This is a genomic window from Diaminobutyricimonas sp. LJ205, assembly GCF_009755725.1.
In the GTDB taxonomy this organism is placed as follows: Bacteria; Actinomycetota; Actinomycetes; order Actinomycetales; family Microbacteriaceae; genus Ruicaihuangia.
Map to the genome: position 1 here is coordinate 3,059,007 of NZ_CP046619.1, position 14,298 is coordinate 3,073,304.

The following is a 14,298-nucleotide window of genomic DNA, read 5'->3' on the forward strand; positions in this document are numbered from 1 at the left end:
AGCGCGGAGCGCGCGAACGCTAGTGAGCGGCTCCGGGTGGGGCGTGGTACAGCGTGATTGCACCGTGACCGGTGCGGGCGTACAGCTCGAGAGTTTCCTCGCCCTCGGCGGGCGGTCCGGCGTCTGCCGACAGTTCGTTGCGGATGACACCCTTCTGACTGGACGCGTCGAGCCAAACCGCCGCGCCGCGCCGAACACCGAGGGTGATCGCGGCGCTCGTCGTTTGGATGCGTGCCGCGCCGCGGGTGAGTTCCTTGACGCGAACCGAACCGTGCGCGGAGCTGATGGTGAGCGCGGGGCCCGGATCGCCGAGTTCGACGGCCCCGGTCGCGGTCGTGATGTCGGCGGCGCCTCCGACGCTGCCGACATCGATGCCGGCATGCGAACCCTTGACCTTCAGGGCTCCGTCGACGCGTCCGATCCGAGCGTGCCCGGATTTGAAGGTCATGTCAGCGTCGCCCCGAATCTGTCCGATTCGAAGCTCGACGTGGCCGAGTTCGAGGTCAGCTTTGCCAACGCTCTCGATGGACGCGTCGCCGTAGCCGAACACCAGGCGCGTGTCGCCGAGGGTGCCCTTGAGGTGCACGGCGCCGTATTTCACCGTCGCGGACATCTCGGATGCCTCGGGCACCCGCACCACCACATCGATGTTGTCGCCCGGGCCGAAGATGCTGAGACGGGACGGACCGATGATGCTCACGTCAGCACCGGTGTGGGTGACTCGCACCGCGTCAGCGGCAGCGATGTCGCCGGAGCGGTTGGGGTTTGCCGGAACGACTTCGACGCTGACATCGTCGCGGGGCTCGGCGAACACTTCGACGTGGCCCATCTGCACTTCGAGTCGAACCGAAGCGGGACCAGTTACGGGGAAAACAGCCATGTCAGCGCACCCATCCGGAGAAGCTGGAGGAACGGGACTGGGTCTCGCCAGTCGCCGGCACGAGCGCCGCACCGATCGCGCGGACGAGCCAGGTATTGAGAGAGACGCCCTCTTTCGCCGCGGCCGCTTCGGCCCGAGCCTTGAGCGCATCGGGCAGCCGAAGCGTCGTCCGTGAGGTGGAGGCATCCTCCGTGTCGTCGGCCTCCGCCATCGGTGCCGAAGTCGTCGGGGCGGACGCGCTGTCACCGGGGGACTCGAACTCGGCTGGTGAAGTGACGACGAACTCCACGTCACGACCGCGCAGCCGAAGGTCGACCGATCCGGGAGCGAGGTCGAGAGTGATCTCGCCCGCGGCGTCGGACAGTGCGTCGAGGATCGCGAGCCTGGCGGCGGCGTCCAGCGCGGCGGCGAGACGCTCGGCGACCTGCTCCGTTTCCGGGCCGCCTGCAGCGGCTGCGGAAAGGAGCTGGCGCTGCAACGCCTGGACGTGCGGTGAAATCTGCATGACACCATGCTGACACCAGCATGGTGTCACTGTCAAGAACTTTGATGCCGCGATGACACCAAACGGCCGCTGGTCGCTGGTCGCATTGTGTGAGGAACCCCGCGTTGTCGGGAGGCGCTGGACGACGGATCTCGGCGAACTATTGCCGCGCGTTACGGCGGGATTAGAAGAGGACCAGTCGCGCCCGTAGCGTGCTGGCATGCCTGATCGCCCGACTATCGCCAACCTCCTCGCCGAGACCCGCAGCTACCCGGCCCCGGCTGCCTTCGCCGCGCAGGCGAATGTGGAGGCGAGCTGGTGGGCGAAGGCGGATGCCGATCCAGTTGCCTTCTGGGAGGAGCAGGCTCTCCGGCTCGACTGGCACACCCCCTGGCACACCGCGCACACGTGGGAGGGGGTCTCGGCAGGCTCGACCAGCGGGGATGGCTCGACCAACGCGGGCGAGGGTGCAGATGGCCAGCTGAGTATTCCGAAAGCGGAATGGTTCGCCGGCGGCACCCTGAACGTGGCGGTGAACTGTGTCGACCGGCACGTGGCGAACGGCCTCGGCGACAAGGTTGCCCTGTACTTCGAAGGCGAACCGGGCGATCGCCGGGCGATCACTTACGCCGAGCTCGAGCGAGAGGTTGCCAAGGCTGCCAACGCACTGACCGAACTCGGCATCGTCAAGGGCGACCGTGTCGTGATCTACCTGCCGGTGATCCCCGAGACCGTGATCGCCACCCTCGCTGTGGCCCGCATCGGCGCCATCCACTCGCTGGTCTTCGGTGGGTTCAGCGCCGAGGCGCTGCGCTTCCGGGTCGAGGACACCGAGGCGAAGCTGCTGATCACCACCGACGGCCAGTACCGCCGAGGCGGCGCGGTCGCTGTTAAGGAGAACGCGGATGCCGCGGTCGCCGGGGTACCCAGCATCGAACATGTCCTGGTGATAGGCCGCACCGGCTCCGACATCCCGTGGACCGAGGGTCGCGACGTCTGGTGGCGCGACACGGTGGGCCAGGCATCCGATATTCACGAAGCGGAATACTTCGACGCCGAGACGCCACTGTTCATCATCTACACGTCGGGGACCACCGGCAAGCCCAAGGGTCTGGTGCACACGAGCGGCGGCTACCTGACCCAGGCGAGCTTCACGCACTGGGCGATCTTCGACGCCAAGCCCGACGACGTGCACTGGTGCACCGCCGACCTGGCCTGGGTGACCGCGCACACCTACGAGATCTACGGCCCGCTGTCGAACGGACTCACCCAGGTGATCTACGAGGGCACCCCGAACACGCCGCATCAGGCGCGGCACTTCGAGATCATCGAGCGCTACGGCGTGACGACCTACTACACGGCGCCGACCCTGATCCGCACGCTGATGACCTGGTTCCCGGATGGCGCGCCGATTGAGTACGACCTGTCGTCGATCCGCCTGCTCGGCACGGTCGGTGAGGCGATCAACCCGGAGGCCTGGGTCTGGTTCCACGAGAACATCGGTCGCGGCGAGGCGCCGATCGTCGACACCTGGTGGCAGTCCGAGACGGGCGCGGCGATCATGGCTCCGCTGCCCGGTGTCTCCACGCTGAAACCGGGTTCGGCGAACCGCGCGCTGCCCGGAGTGTCCACGCTCATCGTCGACGAGAATGGCGACACCGTGCCGTTCGGGCAGGGCGGATACCTCGTGGTCGACCGGCCCGGCCCCGGACTGGCCCGCACGGTGTGGGGCAACCCCGAGCGTTACCGTGACTCGTACTGGACCCGGTTCGCGAAGCAGGGTTACTTCTTCTCGGGCGACGGCGCCAAGTGGGACGAGGATGGCGACATCTGGGTGCTCGGCCGGGTCGACGACGTGATCAACGTGTCGGGGCACCGGCTCTCCACGATCGAGATCGAGTCCTCACTGGTGGCACACCCACTGGTCGCCGAGGCCGGAGTCGTCGGCGTGCACGACGACATCACCGGGCAGGGCATTGCCGCGTTCGTGATCCCGGCAAGGGGTGAGCCGCAGGTGACGGATCCGGCGTACTGGACGGCGCTCGGTGAGAGCCTGACCGCCCGGTTGCGAGAGCATGTGGCGACCCACATCGGCCCGATCGCGAAGCCCCGCGACGTGATCGTGGTGCCGGATCTGCCGAAGACCCGCTCGGGCAAGATCATGCGACGTCTGCTCGGCGACATCCGTGACGGGCGTCCGCTCGGCGACGTGACCAGCCTGCAGGACGACACCGTGCCAGCCCGCATCGCCGAAATCGTCGCTGCCAGACTGTGAGGTGCCCAAAAGTCCTAGTGCGCCGCCCGAAACACCAGGACTTTCGGGCACCTCACGCGGTCAGGCCTGCGCGTAGACGTAGTGCTCGATGACGTAGTCGGCGATCGCCATGGAGGATGTCGCGGCCGGCGACGGCGCATTGCGCAGCAGCGTCACCAGGCCGACCTGGTCGACCGCGAAGTCATCCAGCAGCGAGCCGTCTCGTCCCCAGGCCTGCGCACGCACGCCCGCCGCGGTCTTCGCGGCGAGATCCGACATCCGCAACTCCGGGATGAACCGCCGCGCCTTGCGGAAGTACAGCGACTTGATCAGCGAGCCGCTGATCTCGTCGATCCCCATCCGCCAGTGCTGTTTCGCGAGCGCGCCGGCCCCCGGCCAGCGCAATGATTCCCAGGTGTCCTTCGCCGAGATCCGCAGCCAGCCGTAGCCCTCGCGCGCCAGCGCCGGCACCGCGTTCGGGCCGACGTGCACGTCGTCGTAGACCCCGCGGGTGAAGTGCACGCCGAGGAACGGGAAGCGCGGGTCGGGCACCGGGTAGATCATGCCGCGCACCAGGTCGGTGCGCGCGGCATCCAGCGACCAGTACTCGCCGCGGAAGGGCAGGATCTTCGGCGAGGCGTCGGCGCCGACCAGCCGGGCGACCACATCGGAGTGCAGGCCGGCGCAGGCGATCACCCGGTCGAAGACGTGCTCAGACCCGGCCGAGGTGCGCACCCGCACCGTCGCACCGTCGAGGTCCATCGCCACGACCTCATGGCCGAGCAGGATGCTGCCGCCCGCGGTGCGCACGTCCTCGGCCATCGCCTCGGTGATGGCCGCGTAGTCGACCGCCGCGGTGTGCGGCGAGTGCACCGCAGCCACGCCGGCGACGTGCGGCTCGATGTCGCGCAACTGGCCGACATCGTCGATCCGGGCGAGGTCGGGCACGCCGTTCTGGCGAGACCGCCGCTCGATCTCGGCGAGCGCCGGCAGTTCGGACTCGTCGACCGCGACGACGAGTTTGCCGACCTCTCGGTACGGCAGGCCCTTGTCCATGCAGAAGTCGCGCATCGCGATCCGGCCGGCCGCGCACAGCTGCGCCTTCAGCGACCCCGGCTTGTAATACAGGCCCGCGTGCACGACGCCCGAGTTGTGCCCGGTCTGGTGCGCGGCGAGCCGGTCCTCCTTCTCGAACACCGTGACGTCGCCGAGGCCGCGCTGCGCGAGGGCGCGTGCAAGAGCAATGCCGACAATGCCGCCGCCGATGATGCCGATGCGTTCCGTCATGTCAGTGCGTCCTTCGACCAGTGGCGCAGGTGCAGCGAGGCATCCGGTTCTCGCCGGATGGGGTGTAGTGATCGTAGGGCTGTGGAGGCGGGTGCGTCGAGACTTCCGTCCTCCGTGAGTTAGCCGAAAACGCTGGTGTTCCGGCCGCTCAACTAGCATTTCCGGCTAACTCATGCATGCGATGTCACACTTTGCGCGCGGGCGGTGTCTACCCAGGTAAGACCACTCACCAAGGAGGAAACATAATGGCCCGCATCCCGCTCGATCACCCCCGCACGCTGAAAGTCCGCATCATGGAGGCCTACAGCAAGCGCAAGTACGGCGGAGTGCTCGACCCCGGCCTCGTCGCGTACCACAACCCCAAAGTGCTGGGCACGATGATCCGGCACGAGGCGCGCGTCGCCAAGTGGGATGCACTCGACCCCACACTGAAGGCCCTGGCGACGATGGCCACAGCCTCCGAGATCGGCTGCAGCTGGTGCATGGACTTCGGCTTCTGGGAAGCGAACAACCACGGCGTCGACCAGGCCAAGCTCCGCGCGGTGCCGAACTGGCAGGCCAGCGACGTGTACACGCCCCTCGAGCGTCGGGTGATGGAATACTCGGTCGCGATGACTCAGACCCCGCCGACGGTGACCGATGAGATGGTCGATGCCCTGCGCACCGAGCTATCCGACCCTGAGCTCGTCGAACTCACCGCGGTCATCGCCCTGGAGAACCAGCGCTCGCGCACCAACGCGGCGATGGGGCTGACCAGCCAGGGCTTCAAGGACCTGTGCGAGCTGAGGCCAGTGTGACCGAGAACGCCACCGTCTTCGCTGAGCACCGCCCGGCAATGGTCGGCGCCGCGTACCGCGTGCTCGGCAAGATCACCGACGCCGAAGATGCCGTGCAAGAGACCTGGCTGCGTTTCGCCGATGTCGACCTGGCGCGCGTTGAACACCCGCGCGCCTACCTGCTGCAGGCGGTGACCCGCCAGTCGCTCAACGCCGTGCGGCACCAGCAGCGCCTGCGGGAGACCTACATCGGACCCTGGCTGCCGGAACCGATCGCCGACGTCACTGAGGCGGGGGCGGATGCCGCGGCCGAACTCTCCGACTCCGTGTCGTTCGCGATGCTGGTCGTGCTGGAGTCGCTGTCTCCCACCGAGCGGGCAGCCTTCATCCTGCATGACGTGTTCGGGCTCGGATTCGACGAGATCGCCGACACCCTGGGCAAGACGCCTGCCGCCGTCCGGCAGGTGGCCAGCCGGGCACGCGGCCACGTGCGCGAACGCGCGCCGCGGCATCCGGTCGACAAACGCACCCACCGGGAGGTCACCGAGCGGTTCCTCGCCGCGGCGGTCGGCGGATCGCTCGAGGACCTGGTCTCGATGCTCGCCCCGGACGTGGTCATGTACACCGACGGCGGCGGCTTCAAGAAGGCGGCGCTGCATCCGATCCGCACTCCCGAGAAGGTGCTGCGGTTCGTGTTGGGCGTGCTCAACAAGCCGGATGCCCCGATCAGGCTCGAGCTCACCGAGCTGAACGGCGAAGCGGCGATCCTCGGGCTCGATCCGACCGGCGTCGACAGCGCGATCTCGTTCGTGCTCGACGGCGACAAGGTCACCGAGATCTACGTCGTCCGGAATCCGCAGAAGCTCGGGCGCGTCAGTCGACGAACCCGCTGAGCACCAGCTGGATCCGCTGCAGCATGGTCGATGCGGTCATCGCCACCCGGAGCGGCGCACCCCGCTCCTCGGCAGCGTCAACCGTCTCGACGAGCTGAGCAAGCTGCGCTTCCGCGTCATCCAGCCGCTCCGGCGTGAGTTCACCGTCGTTCCAGGCGGCAATCGCATCGGCGGTGACGCGCCCGACAGCGGCGAGCGGCATCCGCAGTTCCGAATGCGCGTACCGTTCCCGCGGTTCGTCCGCCGCGCCTTCGGCGATGTCGCCGATCTCCTCGATGCAGCGGGTGATCCGCTCCAGCGCCCGCAACTGCTTCTGTTCGTTCTCCATTGCGCCGGGATGCCGCCGCGCCCGCGGGTTGCCTCGACGGCTCTCGTCCGCCGACTCCACCATCGACCGTGCCGCGGCGACCGCCTGCCGAAGACTCTCGCCGTCGTCATCCGTTTCGGCGTCGTCGCTTTCCAGCAGGTCCGCCAACTGGCGCAACCGGCGTTCCGCCGCCTGCCGACCCGCGGTCAGGGCGCGCTGCCCCTCGCTGAAGTACAGCGGCGGGAACAGGAAGTTCACGAGAAGCCCGATCACGACACCAATCAGCATCTGGACGATGTAGCCGAACGAGTACTCCTCGGCCTGTGAATAACCGATCAGCAGGACGAACAGTGCGGCCGAGGCCACCCAACCGCGCTGTTCCCCGAATATGCGGGCGCTTGCCAACAGCACGGCCAGCCCGACCGCCAGGCCGACCGTGATCGGTGTGGGCCGGCCGAGCGCGACCACGCCGACGGCGATGACCGCCCCAAGCGCCAGCCCGAGAATCGTCTGCAATCCGCTTTTCGCGGATCGCGCAACGGTCGGACTCATCGCGATGATGGCCCCAAGCGGCGCGTAGTACGGGTATTCGGCCGCGACACCCGGAACCAGCAGGGCCACCGCCCACGCAGCACCGGCCGCGATGGCGGACTTCGCCGCCATCAGCAGATGGGACTGCGTGCTCGACGAGCGCATCCAGGTGCGGAGTCGGGCGCCGACGCTTGCGCGCGACATCCGGTTACACCAACGCCGGATCGAACCTCTCGACCGTGAGCGTCTCGCCGTCGTCGGCGATGCCGACTCGGACGGTGTCACCGTCGCGGATGTCTCCGGCAAGCAGTGCCCGTGCGAGCTTGTCGTCGATCTCGCGTTGCATCAGCCGGCGCAGCGGGCGGGCGCCATACGTCGGGTCGTAGCCGCGCTCGGCAAGCCAGCGCCGCGCGTCCGGGGTGACGGCCAGCTCGAGCCGCCGTCCCTCGAGTCGCGTGGTGAGGCGGTCGATGTACAGCTCGACGATCTCGCCGAGTTCCTCGGTCGACAGCGGCGAGAACACCACGATGTCATCGAGCCGGTTGACGAACTCGGGCTTGAACGCCTGACGCACCAGTTCGAGCACGCCCTGCTTCTTCTCGTCCCAGCCGAGCGTCGGATCGATCAGGATCGGGCTGCCCAGGTTCGAGGTGAGGATCAGGATGGTGTTGCGGAAGTCGACCGTGCGTCCCTGGCCATCGGTCAGCCGGCCATCGTCGAGCACCTGCAGCAGCACGTCGAAGACCTCGGGATGCGCCTTCTCGACCTCGTCGAACAGGATCACCGAGTACGGCCGACGCCGCACGGCTTCGGTCAGCTGGCCGCCCTGCTCGTAACCGACATAGCCCGGAGGAGCACCGACCAGGCGGGACACCGAGAACTTCTCGCCGTACTCGCTCATGTCGATGCGGACCATGGCCTTCTCGTCATCGAACAGGTGGTCGGCGAGCGCCTTGGCCAGTTCGGTCTTGCCGACACCGGTCGGTCCAAGGAACAAGAACGAACCGGTCGGCCGGTTCGGGTCGGAGATACCCGCCCGGCTGCGCCGGACCGCTTCACTGACCGCGCTGACCGCTTCCTTCTGGCCGATCAGCCGCCGGCCGAGCTCCTGCTCGAGATGCAGCAGCTTCTCGGTCTCACCCTGCGTGAGCCGGTCAACCGGGATGCCGGTCCACGCCGCCACGACGGCGGCAATGTCGTCTTCGGTGACCTGGTCATTCACCATGCGGGGGCCCTTGGGCTCCTCCGACTCCGCGGCCGCGATCTGCTTCTCGATGTCCGCGATCACCTCGTAGTTGAGGCGGGCGGCGTCTTCGTAGCGGGCCTCGCGCATGGCTCGGTCCAGGTCGATGCGGGCGTCATTGAGCTTGGTCTTCAGCTCACCGACATCCTGCAGCGACGCCTTCTCGGCCGCCCACGCCTTCTCCAGCTCATCCAGCTCGGCCTGCTGTTCGGCGATCTCCTCGCGCAGCTTTTCGAGGCGCTGGTGGGATGCTTCGTCCTTCTCGCGCTTCAGGGCGAGTTCTTCGAGCTTCAGCCGGTCGACCGAGCGCTTCAGCTGATCGATCTCCACGGGAGAGGAGTCGATCTCCATCTTCAGCCGGCTGGCGGCCTCGTCGACCAGGTCGATCGCCTTGTCGGGCAGTTGACGGCCGGTGATGTAGCGGTTGCTGAGCGACGCGGCGGCGACCAGCGCACTGTCCGCAATGGAGACCTTGTGATGCGCCTCGTAACGCTCCTTGAGTCCACGCAGGATGGCGACGCTGTCTTCGACGCTCGGCTCGCCGACGTACACCTGTTGGAAGCGACGCTCCAATGCGGCATCCTTCTCGACGTACTCGCGGTATTCGTTGAGGGTGGTGGCGCCGATCAGGCGCAGTTCACCACGGGCCAGCATGGGCTTCAGCATGTTGGAGGCCGCGACGGAGCCCTCGCCGCCGCCGGCGCCCATCAGCAGGTGGAGTTCGTCGACGAAGGTGATGATCTCGCCCTCGGCGTCGTTGATCTCCTTGAGCACGCTCTTCAGGCGCTCCTCGAACTGGCCGCGGTACATGGCGCCGGCGACGAGCGCCGCGATGTCGAGCGCGATGAGCTGCTTGCCCTTGAGCGAGTCGGCGACATCCCCCGCGACGATGCGCTGCGCGAGGCCCTCGACGACCGCGGTCTTGCCGACACCGGGCTCACCGATCAGCACCGGGTTGTTCTTGGTGCGCCGGGTGAGCACCTGGCTGACCCGGCGGATCTCGGCGTCACGGCCGATCACCGGGTCGAGTTTGCCCGCGCGAGCGATCTCGGTGAGGTTGATCCCGAACTGCTCCAGCGCGGACTTCTGCTTCTCTTGCGTGCCTGGGGCGCCCTGCATGTTAGCCATTGAGCTACTCCACTTCAAAGTTGAGTCTGTGCGACTCAAGTTTATGGCGCAATCGGATCGTTCGCCAGTTCTGGGGGCCGGCTCTGGGCAAGTTCCCCGTCAGCGAACGACTCAACGGGTGCCCAGGCGCACGCAGCAGTAGCCCGGCGCGGGATCCCGCCGGGCAGTGAGGCCATCAGCGGGCGCCGCCGCCTCAATGACCGCGCCGAGCAGTTCGAGGTTCATCCCGCACACCAGTTCCTGGTGCCGCTCCGCGAGTCGGTGGAACGGACAGTTGGCGAGGGCGATATCCGCCTTGCCGACCTCGGGCTCGTAGCCCTGGTCCGCCAGGACTTCGACAACGCCATCGACCCCCCGCTGCGCGGCACCCTCGCCGAGGTGGCGCCCGGCGGCTCGCGCCGCACCTCGCAGGCAGCCAATCACCGGCTCGCCCGTTCGGGCAGACTCGGCAACCGCATCGGCCAGCAGCGTCCCGGCCAGGTCGTACCGCCGCTCCGGCACCGAGGCGTTCAGCTCCTCGAATCGCGGACGGTAGAGCTTCGAGGGCCGACCAGCCCCGGGCCCACTCCGACCGCTCGGCCGCTCGAAATGCACTTCGAGCACCCCGGCGTCGACGAGCTTGTCGAGATGGAATGCCGCCACGGATCGCGCGACGCCAAGCGCATCAGCGGCCTCGTCGCGGGTCGTCCACCCGTCCGTCGACGAGAGCAACCGGTACAGGTCTCGCCTCAGCGGTTGATCCAGGGATGCGATGCCGGCGATCCGGCGCTCGAGGTCAGCGATGGGCTCCACGCCCGTCATTCTAAAACACAAAACTATTGACGCAAGAGCGCTTCCGCTCTATAGTCAGCGAAAGTTGATTTTAGAGAGGGGAGGGATGGTCACAGTGACGTTCATTCGCCGCACCGGCGCACAACAACAACACAACCGCCCACGACGGCACTCGCCGTGGGAACCATGAAAGGACTCCCCCATGAACCACTCACCGCGCGTCGCCGCGATCGCGCTCGCGCTTGGCGTCGCGCTCGGTATGAGCGGCTGCGCGCTCCCTGCGGCTCCGCTCGAGACATCCGCCCCCGTCGCAGCCCACGACCCGAACGATCACGCCGCCGCACCGGCCCGTGGCCTCATCGATCAGGATGTCTTCCATCAGGACATGCGCAAGCTCTGGGAAGACCACATCACGTGGACCCGGCTCTACATCGTCTCGGCGATCGCCGACCTGCCTGACCTGGAGGCAACCGCGGGACGGCTGCTGCAGAACCAGGCCGATATCGGTGACGCGGTCACGGTGTTCTATGGCGATGAAGCAGGCGCCGCGCTGACCGAGCTGCTGCGAGAACACATCCTGGGCGCCGCCGACCTGCTTGCGGCTGCCAAGGCCGGTGATGCGGCTGCGGTGAAGATCCAGTCAGATCGCTGGTACCAGAACGCTGATGACATCTCCCGGTTCCTCGCGGACGCCAACCCGAACTGGCCGTTTGGCGTGCTGAAGAAGATGATGCGCGGCCACCTGGACCAGACACTGGACGAGGCCACCGCCCGGCTCACCGGCGATTGGGCGGCGGATGTCGCGGCCTACGACGAGATCCATCACCACATCCTGATGATGGCGGACGCACTCGCCGACGGCATCATCAAGCAGTTCCCCAAGCGGTTCACCGATTAGTCAACGAAGCTCAGCCGCCGGCGTCAGCCCGGCGGCTGAGCCATGCGTTCGCGCCGCGGGCTGTGAGCGACTCAGCGTCGGATCGCCGGCTCCCGCGGCGGGTACACCCAGGTGACCATCACCACCGAGATGATCATCAGCAGAAACCACGAGATCAGTTTCGACGCGGACACAGGCTCCCAGCCATCCAGCTGCGCCGGATACAGCCAGGCGCCCGCCCAGGTGGCAATGTTCTCGGCGAGCCAGATGAACAACGCCACCAGTGCGAAGGCCAGAAGAAGCGGCATCCGCCATACCCGCCGGTGCACCCGGAAGTACATGACCGTGCGCCACCAGAGCAGACCGACGGCCGCCAACAGGATCCACCGCGCGTCGACGACGAAGTGGTGCGAGAAGAAGTTCGCGTAGATCGCGACAGCGACCACGGTCGTCAGCCAGCGTCGCGGGTAGCGGGTGAAGCCGAGGTCGAACAATCGGTACACCCGCACCATGTACGAGCCGACAGCCGCGTACATGAAGCCGCTGAACAGTGGCACGGCGCCGATCCTGAGCACGCCCTCGGCGTCATAGCTCCACGAGCCGACGTCGGTCTTGAACAGCTCCATCACGGTGCCGGTGATGTGGAACAGCACGATCACCCACAGCTCCCGCCCGGTCTCCAGGCGGGTGGTGATCATGATCACCTGGATGGCGATCGCCGCCAGGGTGAGCGCGTCGTTCCGCGCGAGCGCAGCATCGTCGGGGTACCAAAGCCGGGCGGCGATGATCACCGCCAGCAGCGCAGCACCGAATGCGCACGCCCAGGCCTGCTTCGCCCCGAAGACGAGGAACTCGACGACCGACGAACGGATGCCCCGCACCGGCGCACGGGCGAGCAACCGGTTCGCGGCCCGGTCGATCGCGAGCTCAACCCGGGTGAGGCGGTGCTCTTGCACTACTGCGGGGCCATCCGCAGCGCCCCGTCCATGCGGATGGTCTCACCATTCAGGTAGTCGTGCTGGGCGATCATCAGCACCAGCTGCGCGTACTCGTCCGGCCGGCCGAGTCGCTGCGGGAAGGGAACGGATGCCGCCAGCGACTGGTTCACCTCGGCGCCGACCCCTGCCAGCATCGGGGTGTCCATGATCCCGGGCGCGATGGTGTTCACCCGGATCCCCGACCGGGCGAGATCGCGCGCGGCGGGCACGGTCATGGCAACGACGCCACCCTTCGAGGCTGAATAGGCGATCTGCCCGATCTGGCCCTCGAAAGCGGCCACCGATGCGGTGTTCACAATCAATCCGCGTTGCCCGTTCTCGTCCGCGGACTGCTCGGCGATCACCGCGGCGGCCAGGCGCAGCACGTTGAAGGTGCCGATCAGGTTGACCTCGATCGCGCGCCGGAACAGGTCGAGCGCGTGCGGGCCCTTCGACGACAGGATCCGTTTGGCCGGTGCGATCCCGGCGCAGTTGACCACCAGGCGCAGCGGAGGCTGGTCGGCGGTGATGCTGGACAGCGCGGCGGTCACGTCGTCTTCGTCGGTGACATCCGCAGCGACATAGCGGATGCGGCCGGGCGCATCTTTGCCTGCGATCGCGGCGCCGAGGTCGAGCCCGACCACCTGCGCGCCCTGCTCGACCAGCGCCTGCGCGGTGGCGGCGCCCAGACCGGAGGCAGCTCCGGTGACGAGTGCGGTGATTCCTGCGATCTGCATGCGGCTCCCTTGCTCAGCGTCCGGTCACCACCCTAGGAGACTGCCGGGCCGTCCGTCCGTCATCACCCTCCGTGAACCGTCGCAAACGGGCGGAATCGCGCGTTCGATCCACGCTTTTGCGGCGGTTCACCGCCTCGACGACTGGGTACGCTCAAGCCATGCGCTTCGGACTCTTCATTCCCCAAGGCTGGCGGCACGACCTGGTCGGTATCGAGCCGGCCGAGCAGTGGACGACCATGAACCAGCTGGCTCAGCACGCGGATGCCGGACCGTGGGAGTCACTCTGGGTTTACGACCACTTCCACACCGTGCCGGTGGCGACCGAGGAAGCCACCCACGAGGCGTGGACGCTGATGTCGGCGTTCGCCGCGACCACGTCGCGCATCCGCCTCGGCCAGATGTGCACCTGCATGTCCTACCGCAACCCCGCCTATCTGGCGAAGGTCGCCGCAACCGTCGATGTGATCTCGGGCGGCCGCACCGAGATGGGCATCGGCGCCGGCTGGTACGAGCACGAGTGGCGAGCCTACGGCTACGGTTTCCCACGTCCCGGCGAGCGCCTCGCGCGCCTCGATGAGGGCGTGCAGATCATGAAGCAGGCGTGGACCACCGGCACCGCCACCCTCGACGGCAAGCACTACCAGGTCGACGGCGCGATCGTGCGGCCACTGCCGCTGCAACCGGGTGGCCTCCCGATCTGGATCGCCGGCGGTGGCGAGAAGGTGACCCTGCGGATCGCCGCGCAGTACGCGGACTACACGAACTTCGCGGGCGGCAACGCCGACGACTTCGTGTATCGCAGCGACCTGCTGCGGCAGCACTGCGCCGAGCAGGGGACCTCATTCGAGGCGATCGTGCGCTCGACGAACTGGAACACCATCGTCGCCGCGTCCGAGGCTGAGGCCGGCGAGCGGATCGACGCGATCGAGGCACGGGTCACCCCGTATCTCGGCACCGAGAAGGCGGCCGAGTTCGTCAGGACTTACCGCGACGGCACCGCACTGGTCGGCACCCCTGAGCAGGTCATCGAGCGGCTGGTCCGGCTCAAGGAGCTCGGGCTCGGCTACTCGATCCACTACTTCCCTGAGGCGGCGTACGACCGCTCGGGCATCGAGCTGTTCGAGCGCGAGGTCATGCCCGCGCTGCGCTGACC

At 67.6% G+C, this 14,298-nt stretch carries 13 protein-coding genes; 5 read left to right on the forward strand and 8 right to left on the reverse strand.

What is annotated here, in order from left to right; genetic code table 11:
• Positions 1 to 19: 19 nt before the first annotated feature.
• On the reverse strand, positions 20 to 829 hold the full coding sequence (locus tag GO591_RS14910) for a DUF4097 family beta strand repeat-containing protein (RefSeq protein WP_157157541.1): 810 nt from the start codon (positions 827 to 829) through the stop codon (positions 20 to 22).
• A 52-nt stretch (positions 830 to 881) separates the two neighbouring features.
• Positions 882 to 1,385 carry a toxin-antitoxin system HicB family antitoxin gene (locus GO591_RS14915; protein ID WP_157157542.1) on the reverse strand — a complete coding sequence of 168 codons (504 nt, stop codon included), beginning with the start codon at positions 1,383 to 1,385 and terminating at the stop codon, positions 882 to 884.
• A gap of 199 nt (positions 1,386 to 1,584) precedes the next feature.
• On the opposite strand from GO591_RS14915, the gene acs reads away from it, so the two are divergent.
• A complete protein-coding gene (gene acs / locus GO591_RS14920) occupies positions 1,585 to 3,639 on the forward strand; it encodes an acetate--CoA ligase (RefSeq protein WP_157157543.1) in 2,055 nt (684 codons plus the stop codon).
• 60 nt (positions 3,640 to 3,699) lie between these two features.
• Here acs and lhgO read toward each other — a convergent pair whose 3' ends face one another.
• The gene (gene lhgO, locus GO591_RS14925) at positions 3,700 to 4,905 is read right to left on the reverse strand and encodes an L-2-hydroxyglutarate oxidase (RefSeq protein WP_157157544.1); all 1,206 of its coding nucleotides are present in this window, start codon (positions 4,903 to 4,905) and stop codon (positions 3,700 to 3,702) included.
• Between the two features lie 245 nt (positions 4,906 to 5,150).
• On the opposite strand from lhgO, the gene GO591_RS14930 reads away from it, so the two are divergent.
• Together GO591_RS14930 and sigJ are read left to right on the forward strand one after the other, a co-directional pair.
• The gene (locus tag GO591_RS14930) at positions 5,151 to 5,702 is read left to right on the forward strand and encodes a carboxymuconolactone decarboxylase family protein (RefSeq protein WP_157157545.1); all 552 of its coding nucleotides are present in this window, start codon (positions 5,151 to 5,153) and stop codon (positions 5,700 to 5,702) included.
• Positions 5,681 to 6,574 carry an RNA polymerase sigma factor SigJ gene (gene sigJ / locus GO591_RS14935; protein WP_198295493.1) on the forward strand — a complete coding sequence of 298 codons (894 nt, stop codon included), beginning with the start codon at positions 5,681 to 5,683 and terminating at the stop codon, positions 6,572 to 6,574. The genes GO591_RS14930 and sigJ overlap by 22 nt, the downstream gene beginning before the upstream one ends.
• Here the strand turns inward: sigJ and GO591_RS14940 are convergent.
• The 3 genes from GO591_RS14940 to GO591_RS14950 all read right to left on the reverse strand — a co-directional run bounded on the left by GO591_RS14940 (position 6,555) and on the right by GO591_RS14950 (position 10,575).
• Entirely contained in the window at positions 6,555 to 7,616 is a 1,062-nt protein-coding gene (locus tag GO591_RS14940; protein WP_157157546.1) for an FUSC family protein, read from the reverse strand. The two genes, sigJ and GO591_RS14940, sit on opposite strands and share 20 nt — an antisense overlap.
• A 4-nt stretch (positions 7,617 to 7,620) precedes the next feature.
• Positions 7,621 to 9,783, reverse strand: coding sequence for an ATP-dependent Clp protease ATP-binding subunit (locus GO591_RS14945; protein ID WP_157157547.1), 2,163 nt, complete (start codon positions 9,781 to 9,783; stop codon positions 7,621 to 7,623).
• Between the two features lie 111 nt (positions 9,784 to 9,894).
• Positions 9,895 to 10,575 (reverse strand): helix-turn-helix transcriptional regulator, encoded by a 681-nt coding sequence (locus GO591_RS14950; protein ID WP_232466204.1) that lies wholly within the window; start codon positions 10,573 to 10,575, stop codon positions 9,895 to 9,897.
• A 181-nt stretch (positions 10,576 to 10,756) separates the two neighbouring features.
• Between GO591_RS14950 and GO591_RS14955 the strand changes: the two genes are divergently transcribed.
• A complete protein-coding gene (locus tag GO591_RS14955) occupies positions 10,757 to 11,452 on the forward strand; it encodes a hypothetical protein (RefSeq protein WP_157157549.1) in 696 nt (231 codons plus the stop codon).
• A gap of 71 nt (positions 11,453 to 11,523) precedes the next feature.
• Here the strand turns inward: GO591_RS14955 and GO591_RS14960 are convergent, their stop codons facing one another.
• Together GO591_RS14960 and GO591_RS14965 are read right to left on the reverse strand one after the other, a co-directional pair.
• Positions 11,524 to 12,387: a DUF817 domain-containing protein gene (locus GO591_RS14960; protein ID WP_157157550.1), complete on the reverse strand. Its 864-nt coding sequence runs from the start codon at positions 12,385 to 12,387 to the stop codon at positions 11,524 to 11,526.
• Complete coding sequence (locus GO591_RS14965; protein WP_157157551.1) at positions 12,387 to 13,145, reverse strand: SDR family NAD(P)-dependent oxidoreductase; 759 nt, start codon at positions 13,143 to 13,145, stop codon at positions 12,387 to 12,389. Before GO591_RS14965 ends, GO591_RS14960 begins: the two co-directional genes overlap by 1 nt.
• 158 nt (positions 13,146 to 13,303) lie before the next feature.
• On the opposite strand from GO591_RS14965, the gene GO591_RS14970 reads away from it, so the two are divergent.
• The gene (locus tag GO591_RS14970) at positions 13,304 to 14,296 is read left to right on the forward strand and encodes an LLM class F420-dependent oxidoreductase (protein WP_157157552.1); all 993 of its coding nucleotides are present in this window, start codon (positions 13,304 to 13,306) and stop codon (positions 14,294 to 14,296) included.
• Positions 14,297 to 14,298: the final 2 nt, after the last annotated feature.